This is a genomic window from Fibrobacter sp. UWEL (genome assembly GCF_900142535.1).
Classification (GTDB): Bacteria; Fibrobacterota; Fibrobacteria; order Fibrobacterales; family Fibrobacteraceae; genus Fibrobacter.
In genome coordinates, this window is sequence record NZ_FRBE01000031.1 from 1 (window position 1) to 20,497 (window position 20,497).

13 protein-coding genes are annotated in these 20,497 nt (G+C 47.6%); 3 read left to right on the top strand and 10 right to left on the bottom strand.

What is annotated here, in order from left to right; genetic code table 11:
- Positions 1 to 98 precede the first annotated feature (98 nt).
- The 7 genes from BUB59_RS13930 to BUB59_RS13960 all read right to left on the bottom strand — a co-directional run bounded on the left by BUB59_RS13930 (position 99) and on the right by BUB59_RS13960 (position 5,505).
- On the bottom strand, positions 99 to 1,247 hold the full coding sequence (locus tag BUB59_RS13930) for an FISUMP domain-containing protein (protein ID WP_083540349.1): 1,149 nt from the start codon (positions 1,245 to 1,247) through the stop codon (positions 99 to 101).
- 17 nt (positions 1,248 to 1,264) lie between these two features.
- Complete coding sequence (locus tag BUB59_RS13935; protein ID WP_073231064.1) at positions 1,265 to 1,690, bottom strand: hypothetical protein; 426 nt, start codon at positions 1,688 to 1,690, stop codon at positions 1,265 to 1,267.
- Positions 1,691 to 1,704: 14 nt separating this feature from the next.
- Entirely contained in the window at positions 1,705 to 2,547 is an 843-nt protein-coding gene (locus BUB59_RS13940) for a hypothetical protein (protein ID WP_073231066.1), read from the bottom strand.
- On the bottom strand, positions 2,544 to 3,668 hold the full coding sequence (locus tag BUB59_RS13945) for an AAA family ATPase (protein ID WP_073231068.1): 1,125 nt from the start codon (positions 3,666 to 3,668) through the stop codon (positions 2,544 to 2,546). The genes BUB59_RS13940 and BUB59_RS13945 overlap by 4 nt, the downstream gene beginning before the upstream one ends.
- Positions 3,661 to 4,026, bottom strand: coding sequence for an HNH endonuclease (locus BUB59_RS13950; RefSeq protein ID WP_073231070.1), 366 nt, complete (start codon positions 4,024 to 4,026; stop codon positions 3,661 to 3,663). The genes BUB59_RS13945 and BUB59_RS13950 overlap by 8 nt, the downstream gene beginning before the upstream one ends.
- Before the next feature lie 16 nt (positions 4,027 to 4,042).
- Positions 4,043 to 4,936: a TIR domain-containing protein gene (locus BUB59_RS13955; RefSeq protein ID WP_073231073.1), complete on the bottom strand. Its 894-nt coding sequence runs from the start codon at positions 4,934 to 4,936 to the stop codon at positions 4,043 to 4,045.
- Positions 4,937 to 5,163: 227 nt separating this feature from the next.
- A complete protein-coding gene (locus BUB59_RS13960; protein ID WP_073231075.1) occupies positions 5,164 to 5,505 on the bottom strand; it encodes a DUF3467 domain-containing protein in 342 nt (113 codons plus the stop codon).
- A 93-nt stretch (positions 5,506 to 5,598) separates the two neighbouring features.
- Here BUB59_RS13960 and BUB59_RS13965 point away from each other — a divergent pair, with 93 nt between their 5' ends.
- From BUB59_RS13965 to BUB59_RS13975, 3 genes are read left to right on the top strand one after another with little or no spacing between them, the layout of a single operon-like run.
- On the top strand, positions 5,599 to 7,125 hold the full coding sequence (locus BUB59_RS13965) for a peptidase associated/transthyretin-like domain-containing protein (protein WP_073231078.1): 1,527 nt from the start codon (positions 5,599 to 5,601) through the stop codon (positions 7,123 to 7,125).
- Between the two features lie 5 nt (positions 7,126 to 7,130).
- A complete protein-coding gene (locus BUB59_RS13970) occupies positions 7,131 to 7,925 on the top strand; it encodes an efflux RND transporter periplasmic adaptor subunit (RefSeq protein WP_073231080.1) in 795 nt (264 codons plus the stop codon).
- A complete protein-coding gene (locus BUB59_RS13975) occupies positions 7,922 to 9,409 on the top strand; it encodes a TolC family protein (protein ID WP_073231082.1) in 1,488 nt (495 codons plus the stop codon). Before BUB59_RS13970 ends, BUB59_RS13975 begins: the two co-directional genes overlap by 4 nt.
- A 671-nt stretch (positions 9,410 to 10,080) precedes the next feature.
- Here BUB59_RS13975 and BUB59_RS13985 read toward each other — a convergent pair.
- Genes BUB59_RS13985 through BUB59_RS13995 form a run of 3 tightly spaced genes read right to left on the bottom strand, consistent with a single transcriptional unit; the run spans position 10,081 to position 20,412 of the window.
- Positions 10,081 to 10,323: a hypothetical protein gene (locus BUB59_RS13985; RefSeq protein ID WP_143160416.1), complete on the bottom strand. Its 243-nt coding sequence runs from the start codon at positions 10,321 to 10,323 to the stop codon at positions 10,081 to 10,083.
- Positions 10,316 to 11,554, bottom strand: coding sequence for an ATP-binding protein (locus BUB59_RS13990; protein WP_073231091.1), 1,239 nt, complete (start codon positions 11,552 to 11,554; stop codon positions 10,316 to 10,318). The genes BUB59_RS13985 and BUB59_RS13990 overlap by 8 nt, the downstream gene beginning before the upstream one ends.
- 29 nt (positions 11,555 to 11,583) lie before the next feature.
- Positions 11,584 to 20,412 (bottom strand): calcium-binding protein, encoded by an 8,829-nt coding sequence (locus BUB59_RS13995; RefSeq protein WP_073231089.1) that lies wholly within the window; start codon positions 20,410 to 20,412, stop codon positions 11,584 to 11,586.
- Between the last annotated feature and the right edge of the window lie 85 nt (positions 20,413 to 20,497).

Consider the following 20,497-nt stretch of genomic DNA (forward strand, 5'->3'; position numbering starts at 1 on the left):
ATTAAATTTTAGAAAATAGCCCATTTTTTGTTTAATTTAGGCGAAAGTCAACAAAAAAGGGTGGCGAAGCCACCCACACATGTTGATGAAGAGCCATTTTATTTTGACTTAACACAACGGACGGAAAAACCATTTATCTTTTTCGTTGAATATTTCGCAAAACTATTTAAGGACTGCCCCGTAAAGGAGTCCGAAGCCTTTGTTGCTGGAGAATCTGCATCTTCTTCTGGATAGAACCAATACACCGCTTCTCCTATATTCTTAAATCCATAATTCCAGTTATACCCCGCACCCACAAGGCTATACCCAGTGGTGTTGTAACCGCCGAAGCCGAAGGTGGAACGGACTCCCTTGATGCCATCGTTGTTGCCGTTGGAATTGAGAATGACAACGAAATCATCGTAGGTGAGCAGGCGCCAGTCGTCGGGGCAGATACCTTGGTGGTTTGGCTTTATACTGTCGGCACAGCTCTTGGTATTGCATTCGCTGGGCAATTTCATCATCTCCGCCCACTGGTAGAGACCGCCATAGCGGTCACAGTTGATGGTGTCGTTGTCATAACAATAGCGTTCTACCTTCGAATCGTCAGCCTGGTCCTTGTCGCCGGCGACCATCTCTCCAATATTCAAGTTCTCAGCCATGGCAGTGACCGTCGCCGAGTCGCCTTGCTTGTTTACACCCTTGAACTCCATGTAATAGTAACTGCGTCCGTTGCGCGAATCAGTAAATGTCTTATAAACGCCCTCTTGCCCTATACTTCCAAGTGTCTGGGAATGATCAAACGGCACATATTCGCTACTACTCGAAGCAACTGACGAAGAAGATTGTTTCACGGAAGAACTAGATGACCCTTCAGAACTGTTGCTTTGCTTTTCACTCGAAGACGAACTAACCGACGAACTGGACTTAGCCGAGCTGCTGCTAGATTTCACCGAGGAACTGCTAGATTCCCGATCGGGGTCGGAAATGACAGAAGAAGATGACACATCGGCTGTGTCGCTGCCCTTGACGCTACTACTGGATTCTTCGCTGTCGCTCAGGATGACACTTGATGAGGAACCCGGAATGACAGAAGAGGAAGAATTGTCATTGATGCTGGAGGATGATTCATCGTCCTCAACTGCGGAACTCAGGGAACTGTTTTCACCAGATGCGCTGGTAGAGTTGGAGTCATCGCCGCAGGCGTTAAAGGCGAACAGCGCAAAAGCTACAGCGCTCACCAATCCGAGTTTCTTTATCGTTTTCATTATCCATTCTCCTGTTATTAAACTTTTATGTTGCCACTGCCGCCCAGGTTGTCCGGGTCTATAGAGAGCAAGGCTTGAATGTCCGCAGCGCTCAGCGGTGCAGACTGTTGTATTTCAAAATTTTTCTTTGGGTTTATTATCAAGTCCTTGTTTAGGGACTTGACAAGTTCGCCGGAATCTTCTGCCACATACAGCCCCGTCTCAGGGTTGCGGACAAATTCCGTATTGGCAAGCTGTTTGATGCTCGCCCTAGTCAAGAAGTCGGCGTCGTATGGGGTCACATTGACGGGCTGTTCTATCTCGCCAATCACCGCCGGGGCCTCGATAACCGCTTCGGGCTGTTCAATGCCACCCGGCAGCACAATGTCGCCCGGAGCGCCATCCATCATCTGTCGCCGTTCCAGCGACTCGATTATAAAGGGATTTTCTTTGAACTCTTTCATTCTTGCAAAAACTTTTATGTTCCCTCAAATAGTGAAACATTATTACTATCAGCCCAGTTTTTTAAATCAGTATAAAGGGTAGACTGCTTAAAAGCATCCATGTCATAATGCTTGGGAATAAAATTGACCAAATCGGGAATAGTTTCATTTGTCAAATATTGTAAGAACTTGACAAAATCATGACCACAACATACGAAAAAATATTCCCTTTGAGCACATTGAGTTTTTAATTCACCGAACAAAGTTTTTTCTTCGTCAGATTTGTTTGCAAAAAATTTCGATTCCAGCGTTGACAAAGGCGATTCTATCAGTTCACCTGCGGATTTATCATAAAACACACTGTGTTTTACATTCTTTTTGAAAGAAAAACCACATCTATGAATATCATTAAATATTCTATAACACCCAATAGCCCGAGCAATCGGTTTAACATCATCTATTTTTTGTTCTATATCAGCATCTTTCTGTTTAAGCGACAAAACAACTTTATCAGATTCTAGCATTTGCATTTCTATATCACGCTGGTCTGTCAAGTATACATTGTTCGGTTTATTATAAGATTCTATAAAATCAACAAAATCTCGATCTCGAATGCCTAGAAATTTTTTATATCCATCGTTTAACACGGCTTTCACAATAAACTCAACATTAATACAGCTTCGCTCTCCATTGACTAAAGAACTGCGAACATTTAGTCGATTTTCAGAAAAAAACTTCTCATAAATTTTAACATCATAGTCACTTTCAACAACAATCCACGTTGCAGGCATAGTTGAATTAATGTTTAAGCGAATAGCACCTAAAGTGTCGCCAGGACGGCTAGCTTCAGTCACTTCCCGTAATGATGTTCGATTCATTCCTTTTCCCTCAATTGATTCATTTCAAACAAATCCTGCGACATGTCCCATCTTTGTTCGAAGATATTGGAATTATGGGTGCAGATAATGAATTGCAAATTGTTCCACTTACAAAGTTCCTTAACAACTTTAGGGAACTCAAGAATCCAAGACATATGCATTGAATTTTCTGGTTCATCGACAAGAACTAAAGTATGTTCGCTTGATTCAAACAGCATTTTATAAACAAGCATCAAATATTGTCGTTCGCCAGAAGACAAATCATCCAAATCTACAATTGTCTTATACACATCTGTCAGCTTAAATCGGAAACCATCTTTCTCGGATATTGAGATTTTCTTGTTGATAAATTCATATCGATTTACAAGTCCCACAAACTTTTCGATTTTATCGATTTCATGCTGAACAGAGCCGTTTTCTTCCAAAATTCTTTCAACAACTAAACCATACTTTTTTACATCGGTCAAGAATTCGGGATTTAATCCGAAACTGAGCATTTTATCAATCAAAGGGAATTTCAGGCCATCAATGGATTCTTTTGCCAGAATTTCATTTTTGAGCTTGGTTTTTAAAAGGCTCTCAATTTTTTCGGAAAGAGTCGTCAGGTACTTCACGAAAGAATCATTACAGGTCTTTACAGGAGACCTATGATTCCTTTTAGGAAGTCTTTTTTCATCAACCCGTGTATCTGGAATATAAAGGATTCTCTTTTGCGAAAGAATCATCTCGACAGAGCGGTCTCCGTTCCTTTTTGGCGTGAAGAACTTCCCATCACGCCCCCTTATAGAGACACGCAACGGTTCTTGACCATCAAACAAAATGGTCAACAGCACGTCAAGGTCATCTTGTTCATCTGAATCATCATTTTGTATAATCTGCCACTCTTCTTTCGTTACGCTTAAGGTTTTACCGTCCATTACACATTCAAAAGAATCGAACGGCAATGCCGCCATTGTCTTCCAATCGGCACCATACAAAGCAACCAACAGTTTCAAAATCGTCGTTTTACCAAATCCATTCGGGCCTGTAATATACTTTACAGCAGATCCGTTTTCATTGGTCAAGTTCAGTTCATAATTGAACTGATGCAGCAAGCCTTTTACTGTCATTTTTTCAAGCATTGGGCGCTCCATACTTAGAGTTCAAGAGTTCCATTTTATTCTTATTCACGACAAGAATTCGTTCAAGCTCGACATTTTTATTTCCACGAGCGGTCACTGCAGACTTATAAGAAGGATAGTCATCGCCCTTGCTTCGATTATTTTTGCAATGAAGAGGTCTTTTGTTTACATCATCGTCGCCACCACCTAAAGCTTGCGGATAAATATGGTCAACTTCCCAGCCAAAATCGGCATCTGCATCGCCATATTTATCACGGGCAATCCATGCGCCGCAGGCATCCTTCCTGAACTTGGAAGGGTCATAGTCAGGCACAATTCGGCCTTTTTGCCAAATAGCATCAATTTCTTCTTCGGTCATAACCAAAACCTGTCGTCTAGCATAAAACCTTATCAATAAATTCTGTATTATTCAAATTAAAGTCAGCATCATATTCGTCTTCAACAACACGAGCAGCTTCGTCATCTAGAGATTCGGCAAAGTCCTTAAATTGTGCTAGAGCAGAATGAATTTTTCTTACATGCCTATTTTCTTCATTGACGCGAAAATCGCCGTCAAATGGTTCCCTTAAATAACCAGCATCCTTCGCCTTAACATATTCCCTATAAACCTCATCATCACAATCTCTAACAGTCAAGCCGAAATAATCATAAATAATGAACTTGCGAACATAACTATTCATTTCTTTTCCCTTCAAATACACCTCATGTGCGGCATCCTTAAAGGCCTGCAAAGAGTCTCTATTATTTTCTAGTTCAAGATTCCTGACCTCTTCAGCATCTTTTAATTCTTTTAAGCGAGCAATCTCTTTTTCATTAAGCTCTATAGTCGCATTTAATTCTGCGTTTATCGTCCTTAAAGAATCACGCGCATTCACCAAAGCATTGTATTGTTCTTCAGTACAAATAAAAGGATTTGGAACTTTTGTTTTTAGCGCTGGATATTCTTTAATAAAATGATCTATTTGATCTGATAGATAAGGCAAATCGGATTTGGACCGACATGTTTTTATGATTGACTGCACCGTAGAAAATAAATTCGCTTTATCATTTATTTTATACAAATGCGTTCCATTTAGAACGCCACCAAAAGCCTTGTAGTCCAACTCAGAATCTAATAGAGGTACAAAAAGTTTACTTTCTCTAGAAATCCATGTCGCGCCCAATTCTGCACAACAAAATTCCGACTGCTTATAATTTTTAGAAAGATAAGCAACAACGACAGAAGCTTCTTGTAGAGATTTTCTGATTGTTTCATTAAAAAAAATCACCCCCAGAGCATCCCATTCCAGAAATACTCGTACAAAAGAAATCTTGTTGTTTCAAGTTACACGCCAACTGAAGCATTCTCTGCAAAGCCTCAATTACAGGTTTATCTGAGCAAGAATGACTTATAAAGATTTTTACAGGCATAAAATCCTCTTACCTAAAGAAAAACTATGTTCCTCCCCCTCCCCCCAAAGAGATTGGACCTTGGGGGGGGAGGTTGGAGCGGGCGTTACTTGGCCGACTTGCCAGTGGCTTTGGCGGTCGCGGGAGCTGTCGGGGCCGGGCTTGCAACCGGGGCAGTCAAGCCGAGGTCGATCTTGCCGTACTTGTTTTCGTAGGCGCGCACGGTAGCACTGAGCATGATAGCGAGGCGCTTTGCGGTGTATGGGTTCATCACGATGCGGTCAGAGATTGCGACATTGACCTTTTCCTGGTTCATCTGCCAGGCTTGATTTACACCGAGGATCATCATCACTTCTTCTCGACCGGCAACCACGTTCGTTGCGTTCACGTAAGTGGTGCGCATGTCCTTGTCATTCCATTCTACTGTGGGCTGCTTATTTTCGGCCATATCAAGTTCCTTTGTTTTTTAGTTTAATTCCTTATAGATATTTAGCAAAATATAACCTATTTACTAAATTTTTTTGTCTAAACAAGGGGATTTATGAACCTGTCAAAGACCAACGCCGTTTTTTCATTGCTGATTGCCGCCACGGCTTTTTTCACGGGCTGTTCCGTTTCCGATTCCGAAGGCGACGACTACTCCAAGTGGACATTTTCCGGTAGCGTGGTAAATGGCTCCACAGGGATCGGCCTCGACGGGGCTACAATCGAATACGTTGATGATTCCGGTAAACAAAAGACCTCGACTACCGACAAGTCTGGCGCGTTTTTTATAGACGGTCTGCCATACGGTCAGCGTACATTCACTTTCAGCCATTATGACGTTGATGATGGCGATACGCTGTTCTACGCACCGAAGGTTGTAACGGTTTCTTCTACGGGCGAATCCAGCTATATGGAGGGTGTGGTCGCAAGCAGTTCCCGTGTAATCAGGCTTTCGCCGCTTAACGCAGGCGTTTCTGGCGAACTGTTTATCCAGGAAGAGGCGACTGGCGTAAAGTCTCCGGCAGCAAAGGTGCAGCTCAGAATCGTCCATCAGGACACCAGCTTCATCAACATCGCTCCAGAGACGTTCCTTGCGACAACCGACTCCCTAGGGACCTTCTCGTTCAAGGGGCTTCCTGCAGATTCTGGACTTACGCTTACAGCGGAATCCTTCGTTTACAAGGGCAAGACCTACCGCTTTGCAAACAAGGTCCTGCCAAGACTTCGTTCAGACGCCGTTTACGACCTTGGCAGAACGTTCCTCGCCCGTGACACCCTCATGGAAAGTGCTCCAGTCATCATCGCATCCAACGTTATGGATAAAAACCGTATGGGTTACAGCAACGTTTCGCCGCTTACTACGCCCTACTATGTTTTCAGCGAAGCCTTGAGCAAGGAAAATCTCTCTGTTAGTGTTGCAAGCGATTCCACCGTAATGCTCACCCCGGAAGTCAAGGGCGATACGCTCTACCTTCGTCACGCGGTTCCCTTCGAAGCCGAAAAGGGATATTCCGTAAGCATCGTGGGTTATACAAAATCGGGCGAAAGGCTTACCGAAAATCTGTCCGGCGACGCAGCATTTACGACCGGTCGCGGAATGTACGTTGTTACCAGCAACGCCTGGGCTTCAAACAGTAATTACCGAGCCACATTCTCTGTAAATGACACTCTATGGATCAAGTTCTCTGACACCCTCGCAACAGACAGGAGCGGTGTGCAATGGAGCAAGACTCCAAAGACAAAGAAGACTGTCTATGCAGGGAATGAATCGCCGAATGCGGACGCATGGACAAAGGTGGATACGCTGTTCGTCAAGATGTTCGAGACCTTCGACGACTCCCTTGTTGCAGGAGACACCATCGGCATGAACCTTACGGTACACGCAAGGAATGGCCTCTACATGCAAGGGCTAACCATCCTCACTGAACTGACCAAGGCACCGGAGTCAAGTTCTTCAGAAGAATCCAGCTCTTCCGAAGCGTCTAGTTCTTCTGAGGCTTCTAGTTCCTCTGTAACATCCAGTTCCTCTGCGGAAGCAAGTTCTTCCAGCGTCGCCAGTTCTTCTAGCAAGGCTGAGGAATAGCCTGTATGGTCAGGAAATTCGTATTGATCCTTGGGCTTGCCATGGGAGCATTCGCCCAGGGTACTTTCGATGGCGTTACAGAACCCATAAACCAGGCTCGCATCGGGTTCACCGTATCGGGCAAGATTGAACGTATCTGGGTGAAGGAAGGTTCCTTTGTGCACAAGGGCGATACGCTGATAAGCCTGGAGAACAACGAGGAACAGCTGCGGGTTCGCATTACGGCGATGGCAGAGAAGGACTCATCGGCTCTGCATTCGGCAAAGGCAAAACTGGAGACTTACAAGAAGGACCTTGATGCAACCAAGAGTCTCTTTGAGAACAGCAACTCCGTGAGCGCTGAACAGGTCTGGGAAAAGCAGATGAACTACGATGTAGCCTCTGCCGAATACTCCGCTGCAACGAACGATAAGGAACGGGCGAAACTGGAACATGACCTGGCCAAGGTAGAGCTGTCTAAAAGGTTCCTTATAGCCCCATTTGACGGCGAGGTGGCAACGATCTCCAAGAACAACGGCGAAAGCGTCGAGGCGCTGGAACCAATCCTGGAAATAGCGGATGTACGCACCTGCCGCATGGTCGCCTACATAATTGCTGACAAGGCCGGCAAGCTGAAAGTCGGACAGAAGGTGAGCCTTACCCTGGACGGTCGCAAGCAGAGCAGAAGCAAGAAGGGTAAAATCGAGTTCGTCTCGCCTGTGGTTGACAAGGCCAGTATGCTCCGAACAATAAAGATTGTCTTTGACAATGCCGATAAGGCAATCGAACCAGGTGTCACGGGGAAAGTCATCCTGAAATGAAGTTCCGCGCGATATACACCGTCATTTTGCTCGCCACGGCATTCGCCTTTGCCGAGGGTGACTCGCTGTTCCTTGATTTTGAGACGGCGTTGCAGACGGTGCTTGCAAACAATGCCGACGTAAACGAAGCCAAGTTTGCCTGGCTGTCGGAATCGGAGGCTGCAACCAGCGCCCTGGGCAAGTTCGAGCCTAGACTTGTCGGTCGAGCCTTCAAGGAAACTGCAGAAAGACCGGGTGCGCTTTTCACGGAGACAAAGGAAGAATACAAGCTTGGTGTGCAGGGGGCGCTCCCTACAGGCACCGAGTACAATGTGGGTTTTAACCAGGCCGCATATACACACAGCGACTACACGTCGGAACTTTACTTTGGCGGGGAACTGCGCCAGCACTTGCTCAAGGACGGCCCTTTGTTTTTGTCACCGATGAACGAACTGGAGCAAGGAAGGCTGCGGAAGGAAATTGCATACCAGAAGTTCCGTGATGCGTTGAATGAAATTCTTGAAAAATTCTGTGATGCCTACTGGAACTATTACTATGCGGACCGTTTTTTGGCTTCGGCCACGGAATCTGCGAAGGTCGCTCGCGACATTCTGGAAGATGCCGGAAAAAGACTGCAGCTGGGATTGCTTTCAGCCATGGACTACAGCAAGGCAGAAGCAGAATACTCCGACAGGGAGTCCGCAAGACTCGACGCCCTTGACAAGTTGCGAAATGCAAGGCTCGCGTTGTTGCTTGTTCTTTCTTCCGGAGAATACATGCACGATACACGCCCTATCGCGATGGCGCCTGGGATGGAGCCTGAACCGGCCACGGAACAGGATTCCGTGACATTCCTTGATTCCATGTCGCTCATGCACCCGGCATACCTTTCCCAGGGAGCGGAACTCATGCTCCGAGAATCAGAACTTTCTGCACGAAAGGCGGACTGGCTTCCGACCGTTGACCTTGTGGGCAATTATGGCATAAGAAGCAGGAACAAGAACGCACGGGAAGCCGTGAGGAACTTCAAGACCGAGGAAAAGCGCCAGACAGTGCTTGCGGGCGGAATTGAAATCAACGTTCCCCTGTTTGGTGGAGTTGCCGAACGCCATAGAATTTCGGCACAGAAATACAGCGTTAGGGCGGCACGTTCAAGGCTCACCCTGTTGCAGGCTCAGATATTCGAGGAATACCGCATTTTGCAGAACAGGGCAAAGGAAATCCGCGAACAGTGGCGTTACGGCCAGATCGCCGTGGAATACCACAAGAAGGAACTGGAAGAGGAATTCAAGAAGCTCGCCCTGGGTAAGAGCAACTATCGCGAAATTTTCGAGATGGAAGAAGACCTTCGCGAAGCGGAACGCAGGCAGCTCGAAAACATGAGGGCATTGCGGATCATCGACGTAAGGCTGCAACGGGCCACTGGCAAGCTGCTGCTCCAGAATGGGCTGGAATCTTGGAAAAACGATAGACTCGTGCTGCGCGACGACCTGACCGCGGAATAGGGCTAGTCTATATTTCCGTTTCTGGGATTCTGACAACGCCCTTATCAAGAATCAAAAGGTCATTTTCACCAAGCAAATTTATCTTATATTCCTTGAGCCATTTCAATTCTTCATCCTGGTTTGCCGTGAAAGATTTGAAAGGCGATTTATCGCTATGGTCAGGAACAGATATATTGAGAAAACTCTTGCAGTGATTTCTATCGAAGATTTGCTGGCTTTCCAAATGCGACCAGGTTGACTTAAGCTGTTCGTAAGCCTTGTCCGCATTAGCCTCGATGTTGTGCGCTCTACAATACTTCAATTCGCAAAGAAGCAAAAATCCACCATCAACAACATCTCTCGGTTTGAAAAGGCATTCGCAATTCTTGGTTTTATCGGGAAATGATTATTCCGGAGCGGCGGAGCCGCCAGTCCGGAAAAATGGGAGCCATCATTCCGGACCTGTGGAGCCACCTGTTTATAGCTCATTTGTTTGGTCAAATACAGTATGTTGGGACCGCGCGGGATTTTATAAGCCTATTCGCGCGAGCCGCCTGCCTACAATCAGTTTAAAGGCACACGCAATGCTTTGAATGACCAACATCTAGTTTTATCCTGCCATAAGCTTTCCTTGCTAATAGCTATGGCTCTCTTTCTCCGGAACACTGGCTCTCTGACACCGGACTGATGGCTCAAAGTATTCCGGAATAATCAGGAAAGTAATCCGGATGTTCTTCAAAATTAACACCGTAGATTACAATATGTTTGGGATTTTGCAAATGGAATGACTTTATATCGTCAAACTCGGATTCCGAGACGCAGACGCCCTTTTTTGCGCTCTCCGGTTCGAAACGCGTCTGTTCCGTATAATCGGCGACCCACACGTCACTTTGATATTCGCGGGCGTGTTCGAATTCTTCAGCAATGTTAGCCATAGTATGCTGCATAGTTGGAAAATTCGCTCATCACACGCTTCATTACGCGGTCAAAGTAATTGCCTCGAATGAGTCCATCTTCATCTTGTAGCGGGGTTACAGTCCCATCACGTAATTCCCATGCAGCTACATTTTGGGGATCTACAAAACAATCCTTTCGGTCATCATCCTGCAATCTGTCACGAACAATATATCCAAGCATATAATTGTTAATCGCATATAAAAGGTAGGGACTATGCGTCGCAATAAACAATCCGTCAGAATGCATCGAAGCATTTTTCAGAAGACTTTGTACAAGTTCGACCTGCGTAAGCGGGAAAAGATTCTGCTCGGGTTCTTCCAGGTATATATCCGAATACGCCGTGCGAGTAAAGTTCTCGTATAGTTTCAAACATTCCTTATAGTCTTCTTGAGATTTAAAGGGCAATGTCAAACGACCGACTTTTCCAAAATATCGATCGTCTTCGCTTGCAAGCACTTCCAGGGATTTTTTGTAGCGTTTTTCGTATATATGGAAAAGCACCGATTCGTTTTCACTATCACTTACGATATTGGATGGCAACTTGGCAGAATACTGTTCATCAAAAAGGAACTTCAGGTAAGCCCACATTGGGATAACTGACTGCAATCCACTAGAAGCATTCGTCAAGTTAACCTTGTTTCCATCACCAAGCAAGACATAATCCCTAGATGCTTCCGCATCATAGTAGTACTTGACATTCAAATCCAAAATATCAAGCATATTGCCAGGACTATACATGCCCCTGACACCATTCCAGTCTGCGATAAAGTTTCGGATATTCGTATTATCGAACTTTACCTCAAACCAGTTGGGAATAGCCGCAACAAGATTTCTTTCCGAGGGTATATAAGAAATCTTACTTCGCTTGTATCGCCAACAACCTTCAAATATAGTCAAGTCAAATGTCGATTTACTGAAATCGCAAATAAAATGAACATAATCGGATTTATATTCAATAAGACTTCCATAACGGATATAACCATCCAGTTTATGGAATACGATTAGATTATCAATGACATAGCTAAAGTTTGCAAAGCCATTTTTTCCCTGTTCCAGCAAGATGCGTTTTTCTGCCCAGGCACAGAAACAGGCTATTTTCAAAATGCAGCTTTTTCCCGCACTCTGTGGACCAATTACGACGTTTATCTTTTTCAAGTCCAAAGAAACACTTTGTATCGGACCGATGTTTTTTATTACCAATTTCTTCATATGCATTTGCGCTCCAAAGCTAGTAAAAACTACCCGATAGAAATGACGGCGGTGCCTGCGGCGAGTGCGGTCACGCGGATTTCGTAGCGGTTATCGCCATTGGGAGTGTCGGGAATATCTACGGTAAAGTAGTAGCCTTCCTGCGTCGAGGCCGTCATGGTTGAGCCGTTCACGTCCCATTCCCATGCAAGGGCGGGGACGCTATGGCCCTGACCGTCAGAAATCAGCACGATGTTCGGGTTCCACCACGGATTGTCCTTGCCGGGCCAGGTGTCGCTTACCAGCAGCACCGTTTCGCCCTCGGCAAAGGTAATCACCTGCGCACCCGAAGAAATGTCAATCGTGCGCGAAATCGTGCCCGGTGTCACTTCCTGCTGCAGGGTCCAGTCCTTGCCTGTCACATCGGTGAAAGTGTCTGTACCACCGTTTGTCGAAGCTACAAGGCTCACGCCCGGAACGCCTCCATTCTCGAACTTGGACTGAATCTGGCTTGCCTGGGTGTTGTCATTACCAAGGAACACCTCGCCGTTGGAAGTATTGACGGAGTGCTGCTCCAGCATGATTTCCACGCTGGGAGCGAACACGCCGATCGGATTGTTGTGCTCAAGGATTATCGACGCATTGTCGCCAATCGCAACATCGTCCCCGTCACCCATGGTAATGGTGTCGCCGAAGTCACCGCCCACAATCACGTCGCGGTCCCTGCCGGTCAGAATCGTGTCTCCCATTTCGACAGGCTTCCCGTCGCCATCAAGCGGGATTTCCACGGCGTTGCCGTCGATATGGATGCTCTGCGCCTCGACGGCTCGGTTGGCGTAATCGGCCTGGTTCTCGTTGCGGGCGAACGGGAGGTCAATATCGAAAGTCACGCGGGCGTCGTCACCGAAGACAAGATCCTTGTCGTGGTCACCACCAATGGCAATATCATCTTTACGGTCCGCCACGGCAACGACCTGTACGGCAGTTATCACGGGCAGGTTCAGCGGCCACTGGTTCGTGTCGGTGAACAGGTTGCGGATTCGGACCTCGAAGGTCGCAGAAGTCACGTTACGGAACACCACGTAGTTTCCGATCAGGCTCATGTCGGGAGCGACCTGCGAAAGCAGATCTTCCTTAGTAGGCGATACGGAGCATGTAACCTGGCGATAGTCGCCGTCGAAATGATTGCCAGTCCAGTCGTTCAGGTAGTAATGCTGGTCGAGCGCGTTGCCACCGGGCTGGCGACCACAAACATCGAACAGGTAGTTGTACGAGTCGACACCTTGCTGGTCGCCACCAAGGTAAACATACACATCGCAAGCCGCACTCGCACCGAGTTCACTCCCCGTACGGAACGTGTCAAGGCCCGTAAGCGTGAGCTTGATTTCCTGTTGCTGCTGGGCAGCATAGTAGGCGTTGAACAGCCTGGAGTTTGACGTGTCGCCGTCCAGCTGGGCGTCATCCTTCAGCATAAGGCTTGAATTTTGCGTCCCGTTGCCCACGGCCGTGTCATAGGCAACAAGCGAAATCCCGACGCCATCGTGCTTTACCGGGGTGTCGGAGTTATTTTCGTTTTCGCCAACGATATGCAGACGGTTGTTCTTTATGTAAAGGTTTGTCCAGTCGTTGTCTGCCACGACGCCAGCAGTCTCGTGCGGGATAAAGTTGAACTTCTGTTCGCCATTCTCATAAACGGGGTGATTGTTATCATCCAGCACTGGGATATACTCGCCTGGAGCGACCATCTCGACAGCTGTAGCATTCTCGCGGGTAAAGTTGAAGGAAACGACCTTGATTCCATCCAGCATGGAGTCGGCATCGGCAGTCGCACCGGAATCGATGTAGTCGGCACCCAGCCCACCTACCACGACATCGTTACCGTTGCCAGTGATTATGCGGTCAGCGTAATTGCCTTCGATATCGCGGGAATCCAGGGACTCGGCCATGGAAAGCATGGAGGCCGTAGCCCCGGAGTTGTCACGGTCTGTAAAGACCATCTTGGCATTGTCGCCAAAAACAACGTCGTTGTCGTAAATGCCGTAGCGTTCGTCGCCATAAGTGGTGATCTTGTCGCCGCCAGTACCGCCAACGACGATGTCATCACCGCCGCCTGTGGAGATTGTGTCGTCGCCACCGTGGGTGATGTCGGAAGATGCAGCCACATCCTGGGCGTGGAGCGAACCATTCACCTGGATGGCTGCGATGCCCGGCAGGTTCTTGCCGTTGGGTGACTGTCCCGGGAAGGCCTCCTCGATTACCACACGGAAGCGGTCGGAGGAGTAGCCACTAGGAATCTCAAACACTACGTAATTGCTCGTGGTGTCTATCAGCACGGCATCTTCACCAGTCAGTTCATCCGAAAGTACAGCCGCATTGTGCGCCAAGTCCGCAAGCATGTTGTCGATGCTTGTGTACTCGGAGCGTCTGTAGGTGCCATTGAAGTTGGAATTGGCGGAATCGTTCACGAAGTAGCTCGCGACAGATTCCGTAGAGCCCTCAAGGAAGAGACTGACTTTGCGGATGCTGCTTGTGTCCGCAGAGTGGGAGTCTGGCAAGTCCAGATACACAATCACGCTGTAGTGCGTGAAGTACTGCGCAAGACCGTCAACGGAAACTTCCAGCTTGTTCTCGTTCTGGGAGTTCGGTGCCGTGGTCATGAGGCCGCTGTTCATCAGGGCCGCATTTGCGTCAGTGGAGGAGTTGGCGAAGTTGTGGCTGTAGCCCTGCAGGTTTATGCGGTTGTCCGTACCTGTGGTGCGGTGCCTTTCGATACCGCCGTAGCTCACGCTCACGGCGCTTGCGCGAGTGCCGTCGTCAAAACGCACGATTTCGCGGTCGTCGTTGCCGTAGGTGCCAGAAAGGGGTCCGCCGATGTTGTTCCAGTTCTTGGCGGCGAAACCGTCCGCTCCAAAAGCCTCGGTTTCCGAATCCGACGGGACCCCCGTCTGCGAGTTACCCACGAAATTGAACGAAAGGGTAGCCTCGTTGCGGATTTCGGGGACGGCCAGTGTATCGTGAACTTGTGACAGAGCTTCCGAGGCGTTGCCCCTGAATGTCGCAAAACCATTGTCGCCGAACACAACATCCTTCCCTCTCCCGGTACGGATATCGTCATTGCCAAGGCCTCCGAAGATGACATTGTCACCGTCACCAGCGTCGATGTCATCGGCTCCGGCTGTTCCCAGGTCCTCGCCCACGTTGAAGCCCTCGTTAGTGACCATCAACGCATTGCGCTCAATGTCCATGATAACCTTGCCGCCGTCACCTACAATGGCGTCGTTGCCTGCACCAGTGCGGATTGTGTCTTTATCGGTTCCACCGATGATAGCGTTCTTTCCGTCACCAGTACTGATGTAGTCCTGACCACCTTCCCATTCGTTCTTGCTCTCTGCATAGAGACGCTCCGGTGTAACGGTATATCGACCGCCGTCGCCGATTGCAACGTTGTCGGAGCCCGTAATGCGGATGGAGTCACCTGCGAAGCCTCCCATGGCGACGTTCTTGTCGCCACTGATGGTCACGGTATCGACATCGCCCACGGAATCGCTCGTGGTCTCCACAGTATGCAGGCCAAGGTTGAGCGAATCACCGTAGACCGCGCCCATATTCGTAGCGTTGTAATATTTTACGGAACCATTATCACCAAGCGCAATGTTGTTGCTGCCAGAAACAGTGATGGTATCACCTGCGGCACCGCCTATCACCACGCTGTCGGTCCCACCGACATTAATGATGTCAACGCCACCCTCGTCATCGTTCATTGAGCGGATTTCATATGCACCACGACGCACTCCATCCGTCTGCAAACGATGCACAGGCCCGTTAGATTCGGTATCGTCGCCGTGGTTCTTGCTTATACCCGTAGTGTAATCGAGGCCGCTATCGGTAGAACCAAGTACAGTCACAGGATGTTTTGCATCTTCGCCGTAAAGCACTTGGCCACGGTCTCCGAAGGCTATGCCGCCACAGTTCATGTTTATGGTATCGTCACCGAGACCACCGAAAACAACCATGTCGTTGCGGGTCACGTTATTTGAGGTTGCGTTGATTTTGTCGTCACCACCCTGTGCGTTCACCACAAGCTGGCCGTCACCACTGTAGCCATGCTTGAAGCTAACAGTGTCAACGGTAACACTGCTGGCGAGCGTAAAGGCGCGTACAACAGTGAAATAGGAGGCGTACAATGCCTTTACTTCGCGGCGCTGGGTCGTGCCGTCGCTCAGCATAGCATCTACGTAAATCTTTTCAGATTCGTCAAGGGCCCCCATCGCTTCGACAAGCGCCTCAGCGCTTCCAGTAAGTGCATAGTTATATGTTACGCCACCATTATCGGCTAGTTCCGAAAGAATAGCCGATGTTCCCGAAGCAATGACTGTAGCGGTCTCTTCGGCATAGCTGTTTACGTTCACGGTATCGTCCGTAGAGTCTCCACCAGTAGCGCCCGAACCCGTATTTACCACGGTAAATGTCTGGAAGCCGTCCTCGCGGTAGATTGTCTTGTTCACGTTTACCGTATCGGAACCCGAACCCAGGTTGTATTCGCCGAACTCGAAATCCGAAACAGAAATACCACGTTTACCGATTTCGGTATGCGTGAAGCGCAACGCGTTCGGGTCCTTGTTCATGGAGCCTTCCGTTTCGCTTACATTCTTAAAGAAACTCAGGACATTTTCGGCATCCATGCCAACCAAGCCAAGTTCCGCCGCGATTTGGGCAACCTCTTCGCTGGTATAAGTCTTGGTGGGGTCGAAATTCATTTCAGCGAGCTTGGTGGCAAAGGCTTCAAATGTACTATTTGCATCCCTCGAAGCAGCCTGGTTATTCACGAAAATACGATCGACACTTTCGGCTTCGTTCACGAACAAGTAATCCTTATTGCCCGAGAAGAGCAAGCTGGAATTATCCTTCGTAAAGTAGTCTACAGCCGAATTCAACGTAAAGACGAGTTTATCGCCCTTAATTTCGCATTTATCAATCCTAAACCAGTCCGACTGATTCTTGTATATCGTTTTACCGTTATCATCAGTACCGCATGCGACACCGTTCGCGTTCGTGGAGACAAAACGCACGGTCTTACCCTCGTAAGCCGAAACCGTCGCTCCAGCAGGCATAGTAATGGATAAAGAGGCTTCCATCAGCGAATCGACACTCACAAGCAAGTTACTGTCATATTCGTTCTTTTCGTTATACACAGAAGCTTCCTTAAGTTCTTCACCAACGGTCAAATGGTGTTGATACGACAACATCTGGGTGTCGGCATCCACATTTTCAGCGGTGGTTCCTTCACCAAATGCATACAAGGCTCCATCGACTTCATCAATAAGTTTTTCAGACTTATCAACATTCACAATTCCGTAATCTTCGTCAAATCCATCCGCCTTGGCATGGACATTGATGGTCAAACCACTCTGCCAGTTGGCCTGCGTAAATTTGACAATCAGACTTCCGTCCGCTTCGGTCGAAACGACAGATGCCGTATCAGCGCACGAAATTTCAAGCTGATGTTCTGGAGTGGTAGAAGAAATCTTGTCAATCAACTTCGTCGGAGAAATACGCACATAGACCGCACTATTCACAGTCGGAGCTGCGGAAAGTTTGACTACATAGGTTGTATTTGAATAGGCATCTGAATCAGTTCCTTCAGCTATTCTCGTTTCGTTCTGTTCAACAAGAATCTTGTAGGCAGCAGCGCCTGTATCTTGAGATGGAGTTGGCGCAACGCCTGTGTTAACCGGCGTGCCGTACGTCGGCATTGTCGCCATGACAGTGATTTCACCATGGACCGTCATCAAGCGATTATTACTTCCATTGTAGAATACAATGGTGTTACCGTTCTGCACGTAATAGATATCACCCGAAGCAACAGACTTTTCAGGAACTACGACATCATTGTATATCACAGAAGTCACTGTAGCCTCTTCATCGGCAATATAACACTTCGAAGAAGCCACGTACATGGAATTACTGCGATAGATAATTACCGCTTCTTTACCAACATTCGTACTACCGAGGAATGTAATAGAGTCATCTGCTATTCTATAATCCGTTCCAGAGACCAAGTAACCATCCACGCCCTTGATGTACACATCGAACTCAAAGCTTGCCTTCGACTTGGACTTTGTAAATACTTCGTTTAAGTTCATTGCTCCCGAGACGATTGTGACTTCTTCGGCAAAAGTCATCGCCTTGCTGATTGCAGTAGATGTTGCAGCATCGGAAACATAGACAGAAAGTACCGTTGTGGACTTCTGTAATTCCATTTTTTTCATTTTCGGAATAAGGCCCGAAAACTCCAGGTTTGTCCAAGTACTGGTAAGGGAGAGCGACTGAATGGAAGGTTCTTCGGCGAGTTTATCGCCAAAAGCCTTGACGTACAACGAGGCTTCCTTGGTAGAAGAATCTAAAACAAGCGTAGCGGTATCTTTCCATGTTATGCCATCGGTAGAAACCATAATTCCGCGATCACCGCTCATAAGACCCATATTAGAAAGCTGGGGAGCCGCAATACTCACAGTTATCGAACCAATCTTGGCATTGCCCGCATAGCACACCTTGACAACCTTGGGAGTTCCTTCCTGAGCGTCAATCTGCTCAATGACTCTACCAGTTACACCATCCTTAAGATAAACCACAGGGGAATTTGTCGTATCCATTATCGCAAATTCAGCGACAGCAGAGCTTACGTCATCGAAATTAGTATCACGATCGTCATAGCCTTCTGTGACAATAGAATTCTTGATTGTGCAATGCTGCCCATCGGTATCCGCATTTCGCAACACCATGGCCTTGTCAATTCCGCCGACAGAAACGGTGTCATTGCCCTTGCCACCATTAATCGTTTGGGATTCACCGGCATTGCTGCTTACGACATTGAAGAGGTCATCACCTGCGGCGGCGTCATAAGTGGTCGTTTCAACGCCAGCCACCTTGATGCTCACGACGGAGCTAAGCATGCCCTCTTTCGAAACGACAAACTGGTCATCGCCATTGGTGCCGCGAACCAGCAGGGAATCATTGCCCTTGCCGCCATCCACAGACATAGGACCGTTCGTAATGGGCTTGTCATTTTCATCCTGATAGCTGAAGACGGCAAAATTATCGTCGCCCTTGCCACCCTTCAAGCTCAAGCGGCCTTCATTGTGGTTTACAATGAAGGTATCCACATCGCTGCCGCCCTCAATATTGACAACGGTATCCTTGGTAATGCCTTCACTCAGGTACTCTTCCTCGTTGGTTTTAACTGTGTTATAGGCGTCATTTGCAAGAACCTGCGCAGAGTTCGTCGTTTCACGTTCTGACTTGTAGAGTTGCCCTATCTGGAATGTATCCTTACCGGCGCCGCCATCAATATTCATGGACTTGGCTGAACCATCAAGAGACACGAGGTCGTCGCCACCATTGGCATTCAAATTCACCACACTGATTGCTTCCGTGAAATTCACACGTTCAATGTTGGTATTCGTATTCGAGCTATTCTGATTCACCCCTCCAGTGGGGAGTAAGGCCACAAAGCCCAAGGAGTTTTCGTCCTTAGAGCGACGCACAAGCAGATTGTCGTCGTTTTCGGTACCTTCAACCACAAGCGTATTGACATCCGTATCGGCACCGGTATCCACGACATTCGCGTAGTTGACGGAACTATCGCCCATCAAATTCACGGTAACCTTGTCATTGCCAGCCTGACCATCCACATAGTCCATGCCCGGGCCAGTTATGATTCTATCATCACCCTTTTCAGTAGAAGAACTTATGGAATCGATATAGATATTTTTATTCAAGCCCAGGTTAGATGCAAAATCAAGATTTGTTTCATCTGACGTAAACTTTGTTGTACCTAAGGTAATTGCGGTAACGCCAGCATCACCATAAAGTTTATCGTCACCGGCACCGCCGTCAATGATATCGTCGCCATCGCCACCATAAATTATATCGTTATCAATACCTCCGCAGATGGTATCATTGCCACCATCGCCATCAATAACATCGTTACCAATACCACCATGGATGATATCATTACCACCTGCAGAGCCTCCGCCATCGCCAAAAATCAGGTCATTGCCGTCGCCGCCGTTAATTTCATCTGTTCCATAAGTTGTAAGCGAATCGGTTGCAAACTCAGGGACTGTAACGCCTTTACCATCTGGCAAGCTAAACATAAAATCACTTGTCTGAACCAACTTAATAGTATTATTTTCACTGTGTGCATCAATGAATTCCTGGCTATAGCCACCCAAATCACCGAACGGGCTGCTCAGATCAAACGAGGAACCGCTAAAACGATCGCCGAAAATGATATCCATCCCGGCACCACCTTCGATTTTATCGTTATCGGAGCCTCCCAGGATCCAGTCATTACCAGTTTCGCCGAAAATTTTGTCATCACCGGCGGAGCCATCGATTTTATCGTCACCGGAACCACCATAGATTTTATCATCGCCTTCGCCGCCGACTATAATATCAGCGCCGCCGAAATCACTCATCGCTGTGCGCGAAACCGCATTATTCGTGACATCATACTCGCCGCCGTCGCCGACAAGAATGTCATTGCCACCATTACCGTATATCTTGTCATCGCCTGCGCCACCAAAGATAATATCATCGCCTATATTGCCGTAAATGTAGTCCCCGCCTGATGCGCCCGGATCTACATTGACGACATACTTCTTCTCGTCCTTATTCCTTGGCATTGTAGAATCGCCAAAGATGACGTTCTTGCCTATGGCACCCAAAATTGTATCTGAACCGGCATCACCCCAAATGTATGCCACATGGTCAGAGTTCAACGTGAGCCCACTCAGGTCAATGACATCGTCACCATCACCGCCATGGATTTCTATATCGAAATTGGCATTACCAGAAAGAACGATCCGATTAGGCAAGTCCTTTTCTGTAAATTCATGCGCAAAAAGCGGATTTTCCCATCTCCTTCTCGGTTAAGTAAGCTTTATCTTCCATCCATTCATC